An 18888-nucleotide genomic window follows, 5' to 3' on the forward strand; every position below is an offset into this window, starting at 1 on the left:
ATGAGGCCGGCGCCTGTCAGCCAACCGGCACATGAAGAACACCATGATCAAACAGCCGACACACACAGAGAGAGGCATTAGCCCTGACCCGATCCACGCGGTGCGGATGGTGCTCGGCGGCTGGCTTGTCCGCTACGCCGAGAACGTCGAGGACATGGGGCATCGAGTCGCTGACGTCCTCGAACGTGATCCCCTCGATCACCGCTACGCCGCCAGCAAGCTGCACTACGCGCTGACGGAATCCGTCAAAGCGTTGGCGATCGCTGACTACAAGCTGGAAGACCTGCTCGCGGATGTCAAGGAGGCGCACGAGAGCGGCGTGCGCGACCGGCAAGACCTGTCCCGCGAGTACAGGGGGAGCGGAGCATGACCAGCCTTCTCGAAGCTCCCGCCAGGACCTCCCGGCAACGCCCCGTCGAGCTCTGGGACATGACTGCGACCGAGCGAGCCGAGGCGATGCTGGCCGGGCGGCTCAGCTGGGATCAGTGCTGGGAGTGGGCGCGCCACCGACCGGGGGAGGTTCCGCTGCTGAACGGCGAGTTCTGGTTCATCGCCATCAAGACCCCAGAGGCATGCGAATGACCCCCGACGTGCGCTCCTTCTACGCCGCGCTCGGCATCCACCTGCCCGACTGGGCGGACCTCAACGCCTCGGTCCGTTGCTTCGCCGACTCTGGCGCTCATCAAAACGGGGACGGGCGGCCGTCTTGCTCGGTCAGCGTCATCACGGGCGCCTGGAAGTGCCATGGCTGCGGTGCCCGCGGCGGCGCATATGACGCGGCAATCGCCCGAGGCCACACGCCGCGCAGCGCCATGGACCTCATGGTCGCCTGTGGGCTGGTTGAGCCGCGGCAGCTCGCCTACCGCCGCTCCGGATCGGCTCCCGCGCGGCCGGCAGTCCTCGTGGCTTCCCAGCCGCCGCGGGTGTGCCGTCCGCTCGAGATCAGCGATCCGGACATACATCGGTGGGCAGCCGCGCTGGATGCGGACGGCGGTCTGATGCGTCGGCTGATCCTGGAACGTGCGTGGTCGCCACAGGCGATTCACGAGCTCGGAATCGGCTTTGACGGGGAACGGATCACCGTTCCGATCCGCGACGCCAACGGCGGCCTCCGGGGCCTTCTCCGCTATGACCCATTCGGCGAGCTCAGGCCTAAGGTGCTCGCCGTCCGCGGCACCCGTCTCGGGCTCATCCCACACCCGACACGTGACCTGCGTGAGCACATCCTCCTGGCGGAGGGACCACCGGACATGATCGCGGCCCGCTCCAGCGGCGCCCCCGCGATCGCGGTGCCCGGCGCCGCTGCGTGGAGAGCTGAATGGGCGAAGGCGTTCACCGGCCGTCAGGTAACCGTGGTCATGGACTGCGACGTGCCCGGACGAGAGGCCGCGAGGCGTATTGCTCACGACCTCGCCGGTGTCGCTCAGTCCGTAGATGTCGTCGACCTCGACGCGGAGCGAAACGACGGCTACGACCTCACCGACCGCATCCGTGAGCACCGCCGCTCAAGCCGGCACCGCAGCGGGCCAAGGCCGATCGCCTGGCCACTCGCCGTTCTGCTCGAAACCGTCAGCACCACCCGCACCCCCATGAGTCAGGAGGCACACACATGAAGCCCACGCTCGACGTGATCCAGTACAGCAAGACGGCTCATGCGGCGGTTCGTGCCGCCGCCGAGCAGGAGCACGACTTCGGCGGCTGGCTCGCCGACGTCCTCGCACGCGCCGCCGCGGACCTCGGCTCTACCGACGCCCTGACGGCCGGACGCCCCGGCAGCTGGGAAGCCGGCCTGGTCCAACGGCTGGTCAAGGGCACGGTCGGATGGGACGACGAGTACCTCGCCGACTACCGATCGACTCCGTGAATGGCTGGACCATGGCTGCAGTTATTCCAACGCTGGTGACGCCACGGGAGGCTGCTGTGATTGCGCGATGCTCGCTCAAGACCGTGCGGCGTGCCTACCAAGCGGGTGCATTGATCGCGCATCGAAGGCGCGGATCACGAGCAGTACTGCTTGATCGTGGGGACGTGCTCGACTGGGCGCTCGCACAACTCGTCGAGCCTGCCTGTGCTCCGATTGGCTGGTCCGACCCGGCGCCCCGGCCGCAGCAGATCGAACCGGAGCGAGCCCCTAAGCTGAGGAAGCAGATGCGGTTCGACCTGTCCGCCGACGCGCTGGGGAAGCCCGGCACCTCCGCTCGTAATTCCGCCGCACAGCGACATGGCTGAACCGTGGAGGAGACCGGGTCGGTGGCCCTATCAGGGTCGGCATGGGCGTAGCTGGCAGCTCGGCTATCGAGACCATCTGGGGAAGAGCACTCGAAAAGCTTCAAGACCCGGGAGTCCGCCGACAAGTGGGTTAAGGATTACGTCCATGCGGAGCGGCGCGACCGACTCCGGGACTTTCTGCTGGGATCCGACGCGCCAGAGGTTCAGCCTGACGAGACGCCGCTTGGCGAATTGATTCGGGAATGGCTGGCGACCGATACGCATCCCGATTCATCCGGCGGGCTTGCCCCGAGCACATGGGACAGCTATCGCTACGTGGCTTCGCGTCACATCATCGGGAACCCAAAGGTACGCTTGATGAAGAGGACTGGAGAGACGGTCGAGGTCGAACCGGCGGTCAAGCCACTTGGTCAGCGTGGCGGCTACGCGATTGGCCATCTGCCGGCCGTCGAGTTCCAGACTGCTGACACGCTCAAGCGCTGGGTTCAGGCAATGAGAGCGGCTGGCGTGAGTCCGTCCACCGAGACGAGGGCGTGGAGAGTGCTGTCGTCGGCACTGTCGTGGGCGGTGGAGTCCGACAGCTGGCCGATCTCTGCTAACGGCTGCCTTGGGATGCAGAGGCGCCGAGGCATGCGGCGTGCGTCCCGACGTGCCGGCACCGGCCGCGCTCGCCAGCCTGTCGGGAAGCGGCGTGCCGATCTCTCCTCGTGGGCACTCTCGCCACTCGCTGTCGAGCGCATCCGGCTAGCGATGCTGGCAAGACTCGAGCGAAGGTCGCCGCTGCTTGCGCTGCGCGACGCCACCGTCGTATCTGTGCAGTACGGCCTTGGAATGCGCAACCAGGAGGTCTGGGCCCTCGCGCTCGGCGATGTCGTAGGACGTCGCGCAGCTGTCCGAGAGGTACTCAGTTACGGGGTCCTTGATGCCGGCAAGACCCAGTGGGCGACCGGGCCGCTTCGGAGGCCGCCGATCGACGCTCTGTTGGCTGAGGATCTCAAGGCATGGAACGCCGCACTCGCGGCGCATGGCTATCCAACTGCCGTTGATGACTTCCTCCTGCGAGGCGACCTGGGGCGGCTTCGGCGCACCTGACGGCCACATGAGCGCAAGCCAGGCTCATACGTGGCCTGGCAGGTACTTCACCCCCGCCGTGCGCAAGGTCGCGGAGCAATGGCCGGACCAGCACGGCGAGATCGTGGGCGCGACGCCGTACTCGCTGCGCCGGGGGATGATCTCGCTCCGGATTCGCGCCGGCGAGGACCGTCAGACGATTGCGAAGCAGTGCGGCACCAGTGTCGAGATGATCGAGCGCAGCTATTCCTTCGCTCTGGAGGACCTCGAGGACGAGGGCCCAAAGCCGGCGGAGGAGGAGCGCCTCCGCGCGCGGCAGCTCGCGATGGCGAGCACTGAATTGAAGCTCCGAATCGCCTGAACGTCGCGCCTCCTGAACGTTCGATCCTCGGCCATGGCCCGGGATCCGGTGATCCGGTGATCCGGTAATCACAGACGGGTCCGCAGTCGCGGGGCGTTAGCTACGCTTGCCGCCAGCAGTGGTCGACCAGGAGTTTGCTGTACCCGCGCTTCCAAGAATTGGGTCGCGGGGCCGGTGATTCTGGCAATCCCCTGCATATGCCGACGTAGCTCAGCTGGTAGAGCACTTCACTCGTAATGAAGGGGTCGGGGGTTCGAGTCCCCCCGTCGGCTTCTCAAAAGCCCTGCAAATGGCCAGTTGTGGATGTTGGTGGTGTGTCGTAGGGCCTGCCCTCCCCGTGCTGCGGGCGCTGGATCCCGGACTACCGGAGCGCTACCGTTCGTCGCTAGATGAGCGAGACGCTGCAACTGACGATCGTTTACGAGGACGCCGACGACGGTTGGATCGTTGCTTCGATCCCAGCTGTGCGTGGTGTTCACAGCCAGGGTCGTACACGTGCCGAGGCGCGCGAGAATGTGATCGACGCGCTGCAGACGATGCTGACGCCAGACGAGGCGCTTGACACGGCCGCCGTCACTGAGCCGCTCATCTTCACGACCACAGCGTGAAACGGCGCGACTTCGAACGTCATCTGCGTGAGCATGGCTGCGAGCCGATCGGCGGAACCAAACACGAGAAGTGGCGCGGGCCCGCCGGCCCTGCGTCCGTGATCCCGCGTCATAACGAGATCGTCTGGCAGCTCGCGCGGAAGATCTGCAAGGACCTGGCAGTACCGCCGCCGGTCGCATCGCGGTAGGGCCAATCGGCGATCCAGCAGGTGGGGACCCGGAACCGGCCACAGAACCCGGAATCTGTGTCCAGATCGACAGAAATCCCCTGGTAATCCACGGGGATCTGGCCACACATGCGAAAGTGGTGCGAGTGAGAAAGCCCTGCAAATACGCGGTTGCTCGGTTGCTCGAGCGCAATGCACGATTGCCTCGTACTGAAGGGGTCGGCGGTTCGAGTCCCCCCGTCGGCCCTGCGAAAGCCCTGTGAGGTGGCTGCGCGGCATCGAGTTCGAGCGCGGGCGCAAACCCGGGATGGGTCAAGGGCCGGAAGCAACTGGGAGTTGACGACCCAGCGGGAGTCGAGCTGGACGGCACCTTGTTCCCCGCCGTGGCGTGACCGGCCTGCGGATGGGGGAGATTCTCGCGCTGCGCTGGCGCGAGGTTGCCTTCGCGTTCTCCGTCCTCCGTCGTGCGGTTGTCGGCCAGCGACTCGATGGGGGCGTTGACCACACTGACGTCGGGAAAGGTGCGGGCGGTTCCCCTGGCACCTGCCGACGCCCGGGCGATCGCGAAACTGCCGCCACTACCATGTCGCGCTCGCAGACGCTCAGGTGCTATCGCTTCGCCCGCCGGGAGCCGCGCTTCAGACGCGACTGACCTCGACGTCTGCGAAGACGCTGAAATCTTGGTCTTGAGCGACGACGGCCGCGCCGTGACGTAGCGCTGTCGCCGCGATCCATGCGTCGTGGCGACGAAGCTTGCGGCCGGCCCGGAGCTCCGAATCGGCGATCCGCCCAAAGCACGAAGCGGTCTGATCGTCGATCACCAGCAGTGGGTATTCCGCTCGGACCCGAGAGAGCGTTCGCAGCCGAGTCGCGCGGGCGCCTGGGTCGACCGCGCGGAGGACACCCAGCTCAAGCTCCGCGGCGGTCACCACCGAGACCGCGATCTCGTCCGGCAACTCCCCCAGCGGACGCCCGGCCTCACGCGCGATGAACACCGACGTATCGGCGACTGCGCGACTCACGGCTCCCCGACAAGCGCCCGGCGGACGTCGGCGAGATCGGCCAAGAGCGCGTCATCTGCGCCGGACTGGTCGACGAGCGCACGGAGTCGTTGGGACGGGAGCCACGGGCTGCGTCGCGGTTCGTGGGGGACGATGTCGGCCACCGGCATCCGGTTGACCGTCAGCGACAGGCGCTCGCCGGCCTTGACGGCCGCGACCACGTCAGCGGTGTGGTTACGCAGGTCTCGGACCGACACCTCACGGCACATGACAGAACCGTAGCATTGGGCGTCTACGGGATGCCACCGAGCGTGCCGGTGTGCGACCGTCGGTGACCGCCCCTCGCTCGCGTGTCGCCGGTGGCGCCTCGCACACCGGCATCCACGGGAGAAAGCCTGGATCGGCGGAACCACACATGAGCAGTGGCGATGGCCTTCCGGCCGTGCGTCCAAGCCCCTCGTCACTTTGGATCGCTTGACGGCTCGCCCGAAAGATCGACAACGAATGACGCGGATCCGCGAGGGCGTGAGGGGTTGACCGGCGCCGTCACCCGGAGCCCGCGCCCCGCCGGGCGCGCGGGCCGACCACGGGACCGACGAACGCCCACAGGCTGATGACGAGCAGCGTGCAGGTGGCGATCCCCAACCACAGGCTCGTCGTGTGAACGGAGAGACAGATCGTGATGAGGATGCCCGTGCTGACGGCAAGGGTCGCGAGCCGCACGCCGCTCTCGGCTCGCAGCGGCGACGTGCCCGGGGCGGGGCCGAGCCGGTCCAGGCGGCGCCGGAGCGTCGCGGGATCCGTTCCGTCCGCCGGATCGCCGGCACCGCTGATCGTCTCAAGGGCGCTCTGTACCGCGGAGGCATCCCCGAGCCGGTGGGCGGCCGCCCGGTCGGCGAGGACGTCGAGTTCGCGCGTGATGATCTGCGCCGCCCGCCGGGCCGGGGCGAGGTTGAAGGAGGCGTGCGTGATCGCGGTGGCGGCCATCAGCAGCCGGCCGTGGTGATGATCGGCGTGCTCACGCTCGTGTTCGATGACCGCGAGGGTCTCGGACGGGCTGAGCCGCTCGAGCAGGCCACGGGAGACGAACGTCTGCGATCCCGCCGCAAAGGCGAGCAGGTCGCTGACGGGGATCACCGCGACCTCACTGCTCGCCCCGGTCGGGGTGAGGCGATGCGCGATCTCGGCCAGCGCCCGCCAGCGCCGGCGGATGATGACCGTCCGGGCGGTGGCGCGGCCGGCGAGCACGGCGAGCAGCACGAGCCCGAGCAGCACCACGAGACCGCCCGGCAGCGGGCGGTCTCGGCCAATGCCACGGGCGCTGAGACAGACGATCAGGGCGACCGGAAGGGCGCCGATGCCCGCCAGGGTGATGGATGCGAGGACGATCAGCGCCTGGGGGGAGGCCCCGCGGCGCGACGCCCAGCGATCGACCGCCGCGGGGAGCAACGCGAGCACGGCTGCGAGCGCCAGGATGGTGAGCGTCCCGGCGCCCATCTCAGTGGCGCGGTCGCCGTGCCCGCCGGCCGCGCACCGTGTCGAGAAAGCCGAGGACGACCGCGTCCGGATCATCGACCCCGTCGAGGATCTGCTCGAGCGCGGCGATCGTCAGCTCCTGAGCGCTGGCGGCGGGTGCCCAGGCATAGACACGGTCACGGAGCTCACGCGTCACCAGGCCGCGCTCGCGCAGACGGGTCAGCAGCGTCGAGACGGTCGTGTGGGCGCGCGGAGCGCCGGTGAGCGCGCCCTGCACCTCAGTGACCGTCATCGGTCCCGCGGCGGCGAGCAGGAGCTCGAGGACGTCAGCCTCGAGGGCGGGGAGCCGGTGCCCGCAGACGTAGCGGCGGCCCTCACTCACGGGATGCCGCCTGACCGCGTCCGTCCGGCGCGCCGCCTCCAGCCGCCGCCGGCCGGGTCTCCCATCCACACTCACGCATGTTGGGTGATCTTGCCAACCGCGGCGAGCAGTTGGCTCATCGTCGCGGCCGGACTGCTGTTGGCGTAGGTGATCTGCCCGGCGGCGTTGAGCAGGTAGTAGACGTCCAGGTAGCCGTGGGGGTCATAGGTCTGGGTGAGGGCGGGGGAGGCGGTGCCGAACATCCAGTCGGGGCTGTGGTACTCGCCGCCGGCGAGCTGGCGGGCAAAGGTCGTCATGGCGGGGCCCGGCTCTCCGAGATCGCCGGCGAGCTCGAGCTCGACGACCCGGACGTGCCGGTGGGCGAGGTTCGGAATCTGGGCGCTCATCACCTGGGTGCCCGCCTGGCAGCTCGAACACCAGGTGGTGACGAACCACAGCAGGGTCGGCGTGCCCCTCAGCGCGGAGACCGTCTCAGCGGTGTGCGTGGTCGTCATGAACGCCCCGTCCGGTGCCGCCGTCGGCGTGCCCGTCGCGTGGCTGACCGGCGGGCCGCCGGTGCCGGGCGGCAGACCGCCGCCGCTGCCGGCGGCGACGGCAACGACCGCCACGATCGCCACGAGCAGGATCCCACCGAGTCCCCAGGCGAGCCAGGGACGTCGCGCGCGGGACGGCTGGGCAGCCGCCGTGCCGCCGCGGGTGCTCCTGCGTGGCGTCCCCGTCGCTGCGGCGCCGGTCGGGGATGAGCTCGTGCCTCCCTGCCGGGAGCGTTTTCCGCGGCTCATCGCAGGCTCCGATCCGCGTCGGCATCGGCCCCGGGGGACAGGGGACCGAGCCGGTCGCCGCTGAATCCGCCCTCCTCTGGCCCGGCGGGAACGCAGCAGACCCCTCCCAGGCAGTTGGCGCGGGCCACCTTGCGACTCGACCACAGCCCGGTGAGCACCAGCACGGCGAGCGCGCCGCCCATCACCAGGTTCTCCCGAGCGGCGAAGAAATGCTGGAGGTGGGCGGTCGTGGTGAGCCGAGCGGTGGCCGAGAGGCCGACGAGACCGATCAACGTCGGCAGGATCGGGCTGCAACACAGCAGGCTCGGAAGCACGCTGACGATCGCGGCGAGGGCGGCGAGGGGTCCGGTCCGGCCAGCCGTTTCGCTCACGTTGGCGCGGATACGGCGGACGGCGTGCACCTGCACCGCGATCAGCCATCCCATCCCGACCGCGAAGGCGGCGCTGAAGGCGACGTAGCGCAGGTCCAGGTAGTGCCAGTTGGCAAAGCTGATGCGCTGGGTGAAGCTGAAGGGCAGCACGAGGGAGTAGCCGACCCCGATCAGGGGCACGGCGAGGACGAAGACACGCCGGGCGACCCGGTCGGTGGCGACGTCTCTGAGCACGCGTCTGAATGCTGGTCGGTCAGACGACGCAGGGCTCGCCGGGGTTGACCGGTCGGTCAGCGCGCTCACCGGGACACCGTCACATCGTCACCGACCCGCCTGGCCGACCGGCCGCTGCCGACCCCAGGTGCACAGCAGCGGCGGGAGCGCCGGCGCAGGAGTACGAGGCCGACGGCGGCCGCCAGGGCGACGATCGCGCCGATCGCCCCCCAGGCAACTCCCCCCAGGGTGGCGGCTGCGGTGATCAACAGGGGGCCGCCGCAGCAGAGCAGCGGGGCGAGCAGGAGCAGCAGCCAGCCCTGGCCCCCCGGCTCCTGGGGCCGCTCACGGTTCGTTGGCTGGGGGACAGGCGACGCGAGGGGGCGGGTCGGCCGATCGGCCTGCGGGGTGATCATCACAGCTCCTTGACGTGGTTGAGGAGAGGACCCAACGTCGAAACGGGCGTTGAGCCACGGTAGACGGTGTGTCCGGAACGGTTGAGCAGGAGGTATTCATCGGGAATCGCGGCCGGGTCCAGCGCCGCGGTCAGTGACGCGGAGGCGAGCCCCCAGGTCCAGGCCGGGTCGTAGAACCGATCTCCGGCGGCTCCGCGTCCGAACCGGACGAGCTGGGCCCGTCCCGGCTCGCCCCCCGCGAAGGCGCCATAGAGGCCGAGGACGAGGATGCGCACGTTGGCGGCCCTGAAGGCCGAGAGATGGCGGGCGATGACCGGCAGGCTCGCCGCGCAGGCACCGCACCCTGAGGCCACGAACCACACCATCAGCGGCCGGCCGGTGAACGCCCGCAAAGCCGTCTCCCGGCCACTCAGCAAGGTCAACGGGGCCTGCAGCACCGGGTGGCCCGTTCGGGTGCCGGTGGAGGGTGAGCCGGTCATGGGGATCGCCGGTGCAGCGCTGGGGGCCGCGGCGCCGGCCTGGACGCAACCGGCGAGGGTGAGGGCGACCCCAGCTGCCGCGACTGCTCGCGGCAGCCGGCGCGTGCGCCCGCTGGTCCCTCGGGTTGTCCTGACTGTCAACGGTGCCTCCATCGAACGTTGCCTCTACAGACCTGTAGAGAGTACTACAGACTTGTAGAAGGTGGCGAGGCGAGAGTGGGGCGGGGTCAACAACCGTCGATCCGCCGGCAGGCGGCAACGTGCTCGGCGTTGGTGGCAAGCAGCTCACGGGCGAGGCCGAGCAGCGCGCCGATGCGGTCGTCGCTGATGGCGTAGTGGACGGTCCGGTGCTCGCGGCGGGTGGAGACGAACCCACACCAGCGCAGGCACGCGAGGTGGGCGGAGGTGCGCGGCTGGCTCGTCGCGGTCTCGGCGGCGATCTCCCCGACCGACAGCTCGCCGTGTCGCTCGAGCAGTTCGAGGATGTGGAGGCGGGTCGGATCCCCGAAGGTGCGGAAGTACTTGGCGAGCAGCTCCCGCTCGGTCGGGTGCGCGGCGATCCGGAAGGGGGCGGCACGCAGGTCCGCGGCCGCTGCGCCATCGCGAGTGTCGGGCGCATCGACGGGCGCGTCGGGGGTCTGGAGGGCATCGGGGGGCGGGGCCATGTGGTCTAATATACGGAATCACGTATATGACCGCTACCCACCTCAGGAGAACCCCCTGTGTCTGAAATTGCGCTGGTGATCGAAGGAATGACCTGCGCGGACTGCGCCCGGCATGTCCGCCACGGTCTCGAGGAGGCCGGGGCGCAATCGGTTGTGGTCGACTGGCGGGCGGGGACCGGAACGATCGCCGCCGACGGCCCGTCGCTGGAGGCGATGAACCGGGCGCTGGCGGACACGCGCTATCGGGTCCGCTCGGCGGTCGAGCGGGGCGGGCAGACCGCGGTGCCTGACGGCGGCGACATCCCAGACGCCGACTACGACTACGACCTGATCGTGCTCGGGTCCGGCGGCGGGGCCTTCGCCGGCGCGATCCGCGCCCGCGACCTGGGTAAGAGCGTCCTGATGGTGGAGGCGCACACGATCGGCGGTACGTGCGTCAACGTCGGCTGCATCCCGTCCAAGAGCCTGCTCGTCTCCTCCCTCCACCATGACGGGGCCGACCCGGGCGCGCTCGCTCAGGCGGTGTCGGTCAAGGCGGAGATCGTCGAACGCCTCCGCCAGGAGAAGTACGTCGACCTGATCGACGAGTACGGAATCGAGCTGCGCAGAGGCACCGCGCAGCTCAGCGGCCCGCACAGCGTCACGATCGGGGAGGCGAGCGTCACCGCCGCGCGCATCCTCATCGCCACCGGGGCGCGTCCGCAGATCCCCGAGATCCCCGGTCTCGCGGAGGCGGGGTACCTCACCTCCACGACCGCGCTCGAGCTCACCGACGTACCGCGACGGCTGGCGGTGATCGGCGCCAACGCGGTCGGGCTCGAGCTCGGACAGATGCTCGGCAACTTCGGCAGCCAGGTCACCTTCATCTCCCGTCGCGCGCTCACACCGCGCTCGGAGCCGGAGATCTCCGAGGCGATCCGGCGGGTGCTCGAGGGCCAGGGCCACACCGTGCTCGAACACGCCAGCACGCGCCGGGTGCGCCCCGGGACGGACGCGAAGATGCTCGAGGTGGAGGTCGGCTCAGAGCGGATCGAGGTCGAGGTCGACGCGATCCTCGTGGCAGCCGGACGGCGACCCAACACCGAGCAGCTCAACCTCGCGGCGGTCGGTGTCGTCACCGACACCCACGGAGCGATCGTCGTCGACGACGCTCAGCGCACCAGCGTCTCGTCGATCTACGCCGCCGGAGATGTGACCACCCAGCCCCAGTTCGTCTACGTCGCCGCAGCGGGCGGCGCAGCGGCGGCTGAGAACGCGCTCACCGGCGCGGGCCGGCACCTCGACTTGACCAACCTGCCTCAGATCATCTTCACGAGCCCGCAGATCGCCCTCGCCGGGCTCACCGAGCAGCAGGCCCGTGAGGCGGGCTTTGTCGTCCAGACGAGCGTGCTTCCGCTCTCCGCGATCCCGCGGGCGATCGTCAACGGCGACACCGACGGCCTGTTCAAGCTCGTCGCGGACGCCGGCAGCGGCCGGCTGCTCGGGGCGAGCATCATCGCCGATGCCGCCGGTGAGGTGATCCAGTCCGCCGTGCTGGCGATCAAGGCGGAGATGACCTTCACGGACCTCGCGTCCACCTGGGCGCCCTACCTGACGATGGCCGAGGGCCTCAAGCTCGCCGCCCAGACCTTCGGCCGGGACGTCGCCAAGCTCTCCTGCTGTGCCGCCTGAGCCGCGGCGGGAGCAGCTCCCACCCGAGGGGCGGGGCGGCGTTGTCCGCCCCGCCCCTCAGGACCGCCGCAGCAGGTAGGTGTCCATGATCCACCCGTACTCGGTCCGTGCGCGCTCCCGCGCCGCGTCGATCTGCGCGGCGACGGCGGCGAGCGGTCCGGAGATGAGCTGCTCCCGGTCGGTGCCGAGGTAGGCGCCCCAGAAGATCGCGAGCGGCTCGGTGCGCACGCGGTGGTAGGCGCCCTGGCCGTCGAGCATCACGACGACGTCGGTCATCCCCACCGGCCAGCCCGTCGCGGCCAGCCGCCGGCCGGTCGTGATCAGCACCTCCCCGGCGACCCGGGTCAGGGCGATCCGGTGGGCGCCACAGAGCGCGGCGACGCTCGAGATCCCCGGGATCACCCGGAAGGGCACGGCCAACTGCGCGAGCACGGCGATCGTCGAGTCATAGACGGCCGGGTCACCCCAGACGAGGAAGGCGCCGACCCCGGCGTGGGCGTCGATCGCCGCCTGCCAGGCCCGGGCGCGGGCAGCCCGCCACGCCTCCACGGCACCCGCGTAGTCGGCGGCGCCACGGTCCCGGCGCGGTTCGTCCACGACGACCACGGGCGTGGCCGGAGCGTGGCGGCGGATGAGCGCATCGCGGGCGGCGGTGAGATCGCCGGTCGCGCGGTCGAGGGAGAAGATGACGTCGGCGCGGGCGAGCGCGCTCACCGCCGCGAGGGTGATGTGCTCGGGGTCCCCCGCCCCGATGCCGATGACGAGGACCTCATCCACCGGTGTGGCGTGCCTCGGCGCCCGTCCCCGCCGCGGCGCCCGTCCCCGCCCCGGCGCCCGTCCCCGCCCCGGCGCTCGTGCCCGCCGGGTAGCGGCGCGGGGTGAACATCCGCCCGTGCTCGACCCGGCTCTGGGAGGAGCCGACGATCAGCAGCGTGCGCATGTCGATCACCGACTGGTCGAGTGCGCCGAGCGTCGTCAGCCCGACCGACTCATCCGCGGCGCCGACCGCCCGCGCGACGAGCACCGGTGTCTCGGGCGCCCGCACGCGCGCGATCGCCGCGATCGCCTCCGCCAGCCCGTCCCGGCGGGTGCGGGAGGCCGGGTTGTAGAGGGCGAGGACGAAGTCGGCCCGGACGGCCGCGCTCACCCGTTCGGACACGACGGCGGCGGGCTTGAGCTGGTCTGACAGGGAGATGACGGCGAAGTCGTGGCCCAGCGGCGCGCCGACCCGGGCGGCGGCCGCCTGCATCGCCGACAGGCCGGGGATGACCCGCACCTCGACCTCGGGCTGGGCGGACGCCTCCTCGAGCACGGCGGTCGCCATCGCGAAGATCCCCGGATCCCCGGAGGAGACGACGGCGACCTCCGCGCCCTCGGCGGCGAGCGTGAGGGCGTGGCGGGCGCGTTCGGCCTCGACCCGGTTGTCGCTCGCGTGGCGCACCTGCCCGGGCCGGGTCGGGACCCGGTCGAGGTAGGGCCCGTATCCGATCAGCACCTCCGCGGCGGCGAGGGCCCCACTCGCCTCCGGGGTGAGCCACTCCGGGCCTGCCGGCCCGAGTCCGACGACCGAGACCCGGCCCGCCCGCCCCGGCCCGGCGGGCGCCGCCGCCCGCCCGGGCCCGCCGAGGGCCGGCATCAGCACAAGCGACATGTACGGGACCGGGCCGTCGACCTCAGCGAGCGGCCGGACCCGCTGCTGGGCCGAGGAGGCCCGCTCGACGTAGATGCCGCGCGCCAGCCGGCCCGCCTGCTCCATCGCCCCCCGAATCCCGGCGAAGGTCCGTCCCGACTTCATCACGACCGCCGCGTCGGTGGCGGCGAGACGGGCGGCGAGCAGGTCGCGGTCAAGCGTGCCGGGAAGGATCGTCAGCACGTCATCGCGGCGCACGAGCGGCGTCCCCGCCGCCGCGGCGGCGGCGGAGAAGGAGGTGACTCCGGGAATCACCTCGGTCCGGTAGCGGGCGGCGAGCCGGTCGTGGAGATACATGTAGGAGCCATACAGGAACGGGTCGCCCTCACAGAGGACGGCGACGTCCCGGCCGGCATCGAGGTGGACGGCGAGCGTCTCCGCGCAGCCGTCGTAGAAGTCCGCCAACGCCCCCTCATAGCCGCCGGGATGATCGGTCGGGCCGGTCGTCACCGGGTAGCGCAGCGGAACCTCGATCTGGCCCTCCCGCAGGTAGGCGGCGGCGATCTCCCGGGCGATGCTGTGGCCGTGCTCCTTGCCCGGGTAGGCGATCACGTCGGCGGCGGTGATCGCGCGGGCCGCCTTGACGGTGACGAGCTCGGGGTCGCCGGGGCCGACCCCGACGCCGAGCAGCCGGCCACTCATTCGCGCTCGCTCGCCAGCGCGTTGACTGCCCCGCAGGCGATCGCCGATCCCCCCCGGCGGCCGCGGACGGTGAGGAACTCGAGGCCCGACTCGGCGAGGGCATCCTTCGATTCGGCCGCGCCGATGAACCCGACCGGCACGCCGATCACCGCCGCCGGACGGGCGAGCCGGCCCGCGGCGATCCCCTCGAGGAGGTGAAAGAGGGCTGTCGGCGCGTTGCCGATCACCACGAGCGCCTGCCCGAGGGGCCACAGTTCGATCGCCGCGGCCGACCGCGTCGTCCCGAGTCTGGCCGCGAGGTCGGGGACACGGGGATCGGTCAGGGTGCAGAGCACGTCGTTGGCGGCGGGCAGCCGCGCGCGGGTCACCCCGGAGGCGACCATGTTCGCGTCACAGAGGATCGGCGCCCCCGCGGCGAGAGCCTCGACCGCCGCGGCGCCAAAGCCGTCTGAGTGCGCGACGTCGCCGGCGAGGTCGACCATCCCGCAGGCGTGGATCATCCGCACGACGACCCGTTCGAGCAGCGGGTCAAACCGGGCCGTGTCCGCCTCCTCCCGGATCAGCGCGAAGGAGCGCCGGTAGATCTCCGCCCCGTCCTTGATGTAGCTCACAGCGTCACCTCCATCAGTTGCGCACCGCCGGTGAGGCCGCAGTGGCGGGAACAGGCCGCCCAGTGCTCGGGGTGAGATCCCGGACCGCGCCCCCGGGCGCGGGCGGCGGCGAGCGCCCGGACGTCGACGGTCGCCCGGCGGCAGGCCCCCAGACCGGCGCAGGCGCTCAGCCCCACCCAGCCGGAGTCGGGGTCACAGACCATCCCGAGGGCGTCGAGGGCGTCGATCACCCCCAGCGGATCGTCCAGGTCGACGATCGTCAGGGTGCGCCGGACCGACAGCCGCACCTCCGGGGCGAGGTCGGCGAGTCCGCGCGCGCTCGCCGGGTCGAGGCGCCCGAGCGGCGGCAGGAACGTGAACGCGTGACGGCCGTCGCGCTGTCTCAAGGCGCCGACGGGGACGGCGGGACCCGCGCCGGGCCCCGTGGTGGTGCGGCCGCCGCCCCGGTCGGCGGCGGCCGCCCGGGCCGCCTCGATCGCCGCCGTCACCGACCCGCCGGGACCGATCAGGACGTCGACGGGGTGGCCGAGCAGCCCGGCGCCGTCGTCGACCCCGAACAGGAACCGGCCTGACAGGGCGGCGAGGTCGGGGTCGCCACAGATCGCCCGGTCGAGCTCGGCCACGACGGCGTCGGTCTCCCACACCGAGCCGGGATGACGGCCGGCGACCGGGCTGGCGAGGATGTTGCGTACCCGTTCGTGGCTGGTCGACGGCAGCAGCCCGGCGTCCGTGAGGACGGCACTGAGGCGGCGGCCGTCGGCGAGGCCGCGGATCTGCAGGCTCGCCCGGGAGGTGAGCTCGATGATCTCGTTGCCGAACTCCGCCACGTCCGCGACGGCACGAAGCTGGTCGGCGCTGATCCGTCCGCCCGGCAGGCGAACGCGGGCCAGTTGCCCGTCCTCTGCCTCATGGAGTGCGAGCACTCCCGGGCACCGATCCTGCCCAACCACTGTCATCAGACCCATCCCCGGGAATGGCGCGTTCCCACTCGAGGTTTCTCACACCGGCCGGAGTTCCTGACTGCGGAAAGCCGGGCTTTCCTCACAGTGGCGCGACCGCTCCAGACTCTCACTGGGTTCCTCCGGTCGGAGCGCGTGCGGCGAGGATAGCCGCTGCCACCGCGGGAGGCGCGCCGCCCGCCGGGCCGACGGGCCGGTGGCTAGTCTCGGCGGCGTGACCGGACCCAGCATCGAGGGCCGCCCACGGGCGGAGGCCGGCTCTGAGGTGGCGATCAGCGCACGGGGGATCACCAAGTCCTTTGGGGAGGTGCACGCGCTGTCGGGCGTCGACATCGACGTCACCCGCGGGACGGTGCTCGGCCTGCTCGGCCCCAATGGGGCGGGCAAGACGACCTTCGTCCGGGTCCTCACGACGCTGCTGAAGCCCGACGGGGGCAGCGCGCGGGTCGCCGGCCTCGACGTCGTCGCCGACGCCGCCGCGCTGCGGGCGAGCATCGGACTGGCCGGCCAGTACGCGGCCGTCGATGAGAACCTCACCGGCCTGGAGAACCTGACGATGGTCGGGCGCCTGTACGGCCGACCGCGGGCGGCCGCCAAAGCACGCGGCCGTGAACTGCTCGAGCGCTTCGATCTGCTCGAGGCGGCCAACCGGCCGGTGAAAACCTATTCGGGCGGGATGCGCCGCCGCCTCGACCTCGCCGCCGCGCTCGTCGTCTCCCCGCCCGTCCTCTTCCTCGACGAGCCGACGACTGGGCTTGACCCACGCAGCCGGCTCGGGCTGTGGGAGGTGATCGAGGGGCTCGTCGCGGAGGGCACGACGCTGCTGCTCACCACCCAGTACCTGGAGGAGGCCGACCGGCTCGCGGATCGGATCGCCGTCATCGACCACGGCAGGGTCATCGCAGAGGGGACGGCGACCGAACTCAAGGCTCGCGTCGGGGGGCTGCGGCTCGAGGTGACCCTCGAGGCCGGCGCGGACCGGCCGGCCGCGCTCGCCGCGCTCGCGGGCGTCGGCAGTGACGAGCCGGTGCTCGAGGACGGCCTGCTGAAGGTGAGCGTCGCCGAACGCGCCGGAACGATCGTCGCGGCGGTCACGTCGCTCAGCGCCGCCGGGGTCGGGGTCGACGACATCATCCTCCGCAGCCCGACCCTTGATGACGTCTTCCTCTCCCTCACCGGCCACGGGGCCGAGGATGGAACCGACCCGGAGAGTCGGCCATGAGGCGCCTGATCACCGACACCCTGATCATCGCCGAGCGCAACCTCGTGCGCCTCCCACGCGCCCCCGATCTGCTGCTCGCCTTCACCGTCCAGCCGATCATGTTCGTGCTGTTGTTCCGCTACGTGTTCGGTGGGGCGATCCACACCGGGTACGGCAACTATGCGGACTTCCTGATCCCCGGGATCATCGTCCAGAACATCGCCTTCGGCGGCTTCGTCACCGCTCTCGGACTCAACGAGGACCTCCACAAGGGGCTGATCGACCGCTTCCGGTCCCTGCCGATGTCCCGCGCCGCGTTGCTCGGCGGACGGACCCTCGCTGACGTCGTCACCAACGTCCTGTCGATGATCGTCCTGATCGTCACCGGACTGATCATCGGGTTCAGCTTCCACACGACGATCCTCGACGGGATCGCCGGCGGCCTCCTGCTCGCCCTGTTCGGGTACGCGTTCTCCTGGGTGTTCGCGTTCCTCGGGCTGATCGTCTCCTCGCCGGAGGCGGCCAACTCGGTCGGCTTCATCGCCGTCTTCCCGCTCACCTTCGTCTCCTCCGCCTTCGTGCCCACCCAGAGCTTCCCCGCCGTGCTGCGCGCCTTCGCGAAGGTCAACCCGTTCACGATCGTCGTCAACGCGACGCGGTACCTGTGGGAGCACGGCCACGGGATCGCCGCCTCCAACGTGCTCTTCGCCCTGCTGTGGACGGCGGGGATCCTCGTTATGTTCGCGCCGCTGGCGGTCTCCCGCTACCGGCGGGCCGCCGCGCGCTGAGTTCCGTCTCCCGCCCGGACCGTCACCGAGAAGCCGGTGCGGACGGGGTGGCCCGGGGTCGCCACGGGCACGGCGCCGGGCTCGCGCAGCGCGTCGGTCGGCGCCACCATCGGCTCGAGGGAGACGACCGCCGCGTCCTCGGGAGCGAAGACCTGTCCGAAGGCGTAGCCCGCGTCGAGACGGACCGTGACGGTGCTGTCGTCCTGCGCGAGGCGCATCTCGGCGCCGGGATCGAGGCCGCCGACCCCGAAGTCGAGGCTCGCCCCGGGGAGGGCGATCTGCTCGGCGGCCGCCGTCGTCGTCACACCGGTCAGAAGACCGTGAGCGTCGGCGGCGAGGCGGACGAGCGCCGGCAGGTCGACCGCAGCAGTCGGGCAGCGCCGGAAGTACGGGTGCCAGCCGATCGCGACGGGAACCTCCGCGTCTGAGAGGGCGGACACGCGGGTCTCGACGGTCAGCGCCGCGCCGGGGGCGTCCGCGTCGCGGGCGTCCGCGTCGCGGCTGGGATCGTCGCCGCCATCGGGATGTCCGCTGCCGGGAGCGCCGTCGACGCCGGGCCGTCCGGCGCTGAGCGTGAAGCGCACGCACACCTGATGGGCAAACGGGAAGGCCGGCTCCTCCAACCAGGTGAGCGACGCGACCGCCACCGCGTCACCGACGCGAGCGAGCCGCCAGGGGCGCGGGGCGAGCAGCCCATGGATGGGCAGACCGTTGCCGTCCCGTGAGAGGCGATCCCCGGCGGCGCTCACGTCGACGGTCTGTCCGCCGAGGGGGAACCGGTCGGCACCGAGGCGGTTGGCCCACGGGTGCAGCAGGGTGATCCCGGCCCGTTGGCCGTGGACGCGGTAGTTGGGGGGGATCTCCGCGTCACGGCACAGCCACTCGCGCCCGGCGACCCGCAGCGAGCCGACACTGAGCAGGGCACCGCCGACGATGACGGCGCTCGCCGTGCCTGCGGACAGGCGCAGGGTCGCCTCCACGTCGCTCTCGACGGTGCCCACACCGATCTTGTTCACGCTCTCACCTGGGCTCGCTCATTGCACCGGACATGCCAGCAAAGAGGGAAGATCGTCTTTGACTGGACAGGGTGATAACGCTAACATCA

General features: G+C 71.0%; 25 protein-coding genes, 1 tRNA gene and 1 riboswitch. Of the genes, 12 read left to right on the forward strand and 14 right to left on the reverse strand.

Translation table 11 applies throughout. From position 1 onward, the window contains the following. Window positions 1-31: 31 nt before the first annotated feature. The 9 genes from M3M55_RS05725 to M3M55_RS17565 all read left to right on the forward strand — a co-directional run bounded on the left by M3M55_RS05725 (window position 32) and on the right by M3M55_RS17565 (window position 4457). On the forward strand, window positions 32-370 hold the full coding sequence (locus M3M55_RS05725; RefSeq protein WP_249011865.1) for a hypothetical protein: 339 nt from the start codon (window positions 32-34) through the stop codon (window positions 368-370). Beyond that, the gene (locus M3M55_RS05730; protein ID WP_249011866.1) at window positions 367-582 is read left to right on the forward strand and encodes a hypothetical protein; all 216 of its coding nucleotides are present in this window, start codon (window positions 367-369) and stop codon (window positions 580-582) included. The genes M3M55_RS05725 and M3M55_RS05730 overlap by 4 nt, the downstream gene beginning before the upstream one ends. Continuing rightward, window positions 573-1613, forward strand: a complete 1041-nt coding sequence (locus M3M55_RS05735) for a hypothetical protein (RefSeq protein WP_249011867.1) — start codon at window positions 573-575, stop codon at window positions 1611-1613. Before M3M55_RS05730 ends, M3M55_RS05735 begins: the two co-directional genes overlap by 10 nt. After that, complete coding sequence (locus M3M55_RS05740) at window positions 1610-1864, forward strand: hypothetical protein (protein WP_249011868.1); 255 nt, start codon at window positions 1610-1612, stop codon at window positions 1862-1864. The genes M3M55_RS05735 and M3M55_RS05740 overlap by 4 nt, the downstream gene beginning before the upstream one ends. A 1115-nt stretch (window positions 1865-2979) precedes the next feature. Continuing rightward, a complete protein-coding gene (locus M3M55_RS05745; RefSeq protein WP_249011869.1) occupies window positions 2980-3321 on the forward strand; it encodes a hypothetical protein in 342 nt (113 codons plus the stop codon). A gap of 7 nt (window positions 3322-3328) precedes the next feature. Then, complete coding sequence (locus M3M55_RS05750; protein WP_249011870.1) at window positions 3329-3661, forward strand: hypothetical protein; 333 nt, start codon at window positions 3329-3331, stop codon at window positions 3659-3661. 199 nt (window positions 3662-3860) lie between these two features. Then, window positions 3861-3933 (forward strand) — tRNA-Thr (locus M3M55_RS05755). Window positions 3934-4050: 117 nt separating this feature from the next. After that, on the forward strand, window positions 4051-4269 hold the full coding sequence (locus M3M55_RS05760) for a type II toxin-antitoxin system HicB family antitoxin (protein ID WP_249011871.1): 219 nt from the start codon (window positions 4051-4053) through the stop codon (window positions 4267-4269). Further along, entirely contained in the window at window positions 4266-4457 is a 192-nt protein-coding gene (locus M3M55_RS17565; RefSeq protein ID WP_371878731.1) for a type II toxin-antitoxin system HicA family toxin, read from the forward strand. The genes M3M55_RS05760 and M3M55_RS17565 overlap by 4 nt, the downstream gene beginning before the upstream one ends. A gap of 617 nt (window positions 4458-5074) precedes the next feature. On the opposite strand, the gene M3M55_RS05765 is transcribed toward M3M55_RS17565, so the two are convergent. The 9 genes from M3M55_RS05765 to M3M55_RS05805 all read right to left on the reverse strand — a co-directional run bounded on the left by M3M55_RS05765 (window position 5075) and on the right by M3M55_RS05805 (window position 10221). Continuing rightward, window positions 5075-5458, reverse strand: coding sequence for a PIN domain-containing protein (locus M3M55_RS05765; RefSeq protein WP_249011872.1), 384 nt, complete (start codon window positions 5456-5458; stop codon window positions 5075-5077). After that, window positions 5455-5694: a type II toxin-antitoxin system Phd/YefM family antitoxin gene (locus tag M3M55_RS05770; RefSeq protein WP_249011873.1), complete on the reverse strand. Its 240-nt coding sequence runs from the start codon at window positions 5692-5694 to the stop codon at window positions 5455-5457. The genes M3M55_RS05765 and M3M55_RS05770 overlap by 4 nt, the downstream gene beginning before the upstream one ends. A 289-nt stretch (window positions 5695-5983) precedes the next feature. Beyond that, window positions 5984-6934 carry a M48 family metalloprotease gene (locus tag M3M55_RS05775; protein ID WP_249011874.1) on the reverse strand — a complete coding sequence of 317 codons (951 nt, stop codon included), beginning with the start codon at window positions 6932-6934 and terminating at the stop codon, window positions 5984-5986. Window position 6935: 1 nt separating this feature from the next. Further along, window positions 6936-7295, reverse strand: coding sequence for a BlaI/MecI/CopY family transcriptional regulator (locus tag M3M55_RS05780; protein ID WP_249011875.1), 360 nt, complete (start codon window positions 7293-7295; stop codon window positions 6936-6938). A 71-nt stretch (window positions 7296-7366) separates the two neighbouring features. Further along, on the reverse strand, window positions 7367-8077 hold the full coding sequence (locus tag M3M55_RS05785) for a hypothetical protein (RefSeq protein ID WP_249011876.1): 711 nt from the start codon (window positions 8075-8077) through the stop codon (window positions 7367-7369). Beyond that, window positions 8074-8682: a hypothetical protein gene (locus tag M3M55_RS05790; protein WP_249011877.1), complete on the reverse strand. Its 609-nt coding sequence runs from the start codon at window positions 8680-8682 to the stop codon at window positions 8074-8076. Before M3M55_RS05790 ends, M3M55_RS05785 begins: the two co-directional genes overlap by 4 nt. A 65-nt stretch (window positions 8683-8747) precedes the next feature. Continuing rightward, window positions 8748-9077 carry a hypothetical protein gene (locus M3M55_RS05795; protein ID WP_249011878.1) on the reverse strand — a complete coding sequence of 110 codons (330 nt, stop codon included), beginning with the start codon at window positions 9075-9077 and terminating at the stop codon, window positions 8748-8750. Next, a complete protein-coding gene (locus M3M55_RS05800) occupies window positions 9077-9556 on the reverse strand; it encodes a hypothetical protein (protein ID WP_249011879.1) in 480 nt (159 codons plus the stop codon). The genes M3M55_RS05795 and M3M55_RS05800 overlap by 1 nt, the downstream gene beginning before the upstream one ends. Before the next feature lie 227 nt (window positions 9557-9783). Beyond that, a complete protein-coding gene (locus M3M55_RS05805) occupies window positions 9784-10221 on the reverse strand; it encodes a helix-turn-helix transcriptional regulator (protein WP_249011880.1) in 438 nt (145 codons plus the stop codon). Between the two features lie 57 nt (window positions 10222-10278). Here M3M55_RS05805 and merA point away from each other — a divergent pair, with 57 nt between their 5' ends. Beyond that, entirely contained in the window at window positions 10279-11892 is a 1614-nt protein-coding gene (gene merA / locus M3M55_RS05810; protein ID WP_249011881.1) for a mercury(II) reductase, read from the forward strand. Between the two features lie 57 nt (window positions 11893-11949). On the opposite strand, the gene cobF is transcribed toward merA, so the two are convergent. From cobF to M3M55_RS05830, 4 genes are read right to left on the reverse strand one after another with little or no spacing between them, the layout of a single operon-like run. Further along, entirely contained in the window at window positions 11950-12669 is a 720-nt protein-coding gene (gene cobF / locus M3M55_RS05815; RefSeq protein WP_249011882.1) for a precorrin-6A synthase (deacetylating), read from the reverse strand. Then, window positions 12662-14224, reverse strand: a complete 1563-nt coding sequence (locus tag M3M55_RS05820; RefSeq protein ID WP_249011883.1) for a precorrin-2 C(20)-methyltransferase — start codon at window positions 14222-14224, stop codon at window positions 12662-12664. The genes cobF and M3M55_RS05820 overlap by 8 nt, the downstream gene beginning before the upstream one ends. Continuing rightward, the gene (locus M3M55_RS05825) at window positions 14221-14835 is read right to left on the reverse strand and encodes a precorrin-8X methylmutase (RefSeq protein ID WP_249011884.1); all 615 of its coding nucleotides are present in this window, start codon (window positions 14833-14835) and stop codon (window positions 14221-14223) included. The genes M3M55_RS05820 and M3M55_RS05825 overlap by 4 nt, the downstream gene beginning before the upstream one ends. Then, window positions 14832-15758 (reverse strand): hypothetical protein, encoded by a 927-nt coding sequence (locus M3M55_RS05830; protein ID WP_249011885.1) that lies wholly within the window; start codon window positions 15756-15758, stop codon window positions 14832-14834. The genes M3M55_RS05825 and M3M55_RS05830 overlap by 4 nt, the downstream gene beginning before the upstream one ends. Before the next feature lie 64 nt (window positions 15759-15822). After that, window positions 15823-15964: riboswitch (cobalamin riboswitch) on the reverse strand. Window positions 15965-16008: 44 nt separating this feature from the next. On the opposite strand from M3M55_RS05830, the gene M3M55_RS05835 reads away from it, so the two are divergent. Then, window positions 16009-17016 carry an ATP-binding cassette domain-containing protein gene (locus M3M55_RS05835; RefSeq protein ID WP_249011886.1) on the forward strand — a complete coding sequence of 336 codons (1008 nt, stop codon included), beginning with the start codon at window positions 16009-16011 and terminating at the stop codon, window positions 17014-17016. Next, window positions 17013-17783, forward strand: a complete 771-nt coding sequence (locus M3M55_RS05840) for an ABC transporter permease (RefSeq protein WP_249011887.1) — start codon at window positions 17013-17015, stop codon at window positions 17781-17783. The genes M3M55_RS05835 and M3M55_RS05840 overlap by 4 nt, the downstream gene beginning before the upstream one ends. Here M3M55_RS05840 and M3M55_RS05845 read toward each other — a convergent pair. Beyond that, on the reverse strand, window positions 17759-18799 hold the full coding sequence (locus M3M55_RS05845; protein ID WP_249011888.1) for an aldose 1-epimerase: 1041 nt from the start codon (window positions 18797-18799) through the stop codon (window positions 17759-17761). The genes M3M55_RS05840 and M3M55_RS05845 overlap by 25 nt on opposite strands. Window positions 18800-18888: the final 89 nt, after the last annotated feature.

Source organism: Conexibacter sp. DBS9H8, from assembly GCF_023330685.1.
Taxonomy (GTDB): domain Bacteria; phylum Actinomycetota; class Thermoleophilia; order Solirubrobacterales; family Solirubrobacteraceae; genus Palsa-465.

Excerpts from the sequence above, each read along its gene's own strand:
- M3M55_RS05725 (WP_249011865.1), top strand. The coding sequence starts at position 32 with ATGAAGAACACCATGATCAAACAGCCGACACACACAGAGAGAGGCATT.
- M3M55_RS05730 (WP_249011866.1), top strand. The coding sequence starts at position 367 with ATGACCAGCCTTCTCGAAGCTCCCGCCAGGACCTCCCGGCAACGCCCC.
- M3M55_RS05735 (WP_249011867.1), top strand. The coding sequence starts at position 573 with ATGCGAATGACCCCCGACGTGCGCTCCTTCTACGCCGCGCTCGGCATC.
- M3M55_RS05740 (WP_249011868.1), top strand. The coding sequence starts at position 1,610 with ATGAAGCCCACGCTCGACGTGATCCAGTACAGCAAGACGGCTCATGCG.
- M3M55_RS05745 (WP_249011869.1), top strand. The coding sequence starts at position 2,980 with ATGCTGGCAAGACTCGAGCGAAGGTCGCCGCTGCTTGCGCTGCGCGAC.
- M3M55_RS05750 (WP_249011870.1), top strand. The coding sequence starts at position 3,329 with ATGAGCGCAAGCCAGGCTCATACGTGGCCTGGCAGGTACTTCACCCCC.
- M3M55_RS05760 (WP_249011871.1), top strand. The coding sequence starts at position 4,051 with ATGAGCGAGACGCTGCAACTGACGATCGTTTACGAGGACGCCGACGAC.
- M3M55_RS05775 (WP_249011874.1), bottom strand. The coding sequence starts at position 6,934 with ATGGGCGCCGGGACGCTCACCATCCTGGCGCTCGCAGCCGTGCTCGCG.
- M3M55_RS05785 (WP_249011876.1), bottom strand. The coding sequence starts at position 8,077 with ATGAGCCGCGGAAAACGCTCCCGGCAGGGAGGCACGAGCTCATCCCCG.
- M3M55_RS05795 (WP_249011878.1), bottom strand. The coding sequence starts at position 9,077 with ATGATCACCCCGCAGGCCGATCGGCCGACCCGCCCCCTCGCGTCGCCT.
- M3M55_RS05800 (WP_249011879.1), bottom strand. The coding sequence starts at position 9,556 with ATGACCGGCTCACCCTCCACCGGCACCCGAACGGGCCACCCGGTGCTG.
- M3M55_RS05805 (WP_249011880.1), bottom strand. The coding sequence starts at position 10,221 with ATGGCCCCGCCCCCCGATGCCCTCCAGACCCCCGACGCGCCCGTCGAT.
- M3M55_RS05820 (WP_249011883.1), bottom strand. The coding sequence starts at position 14,224 with ATGAGTGGCCGGCTGCTCGGCGTCGGGGTCGGCCCCGGCGACCCCGAG.
- M3M55_RS05840 (WP_249011887.1), top strand. The coding sequence starts at position 17,013 with ATGAGGCGCCTGATCACCGACACCCTGATCATCGCCGAGCGCAACCTC.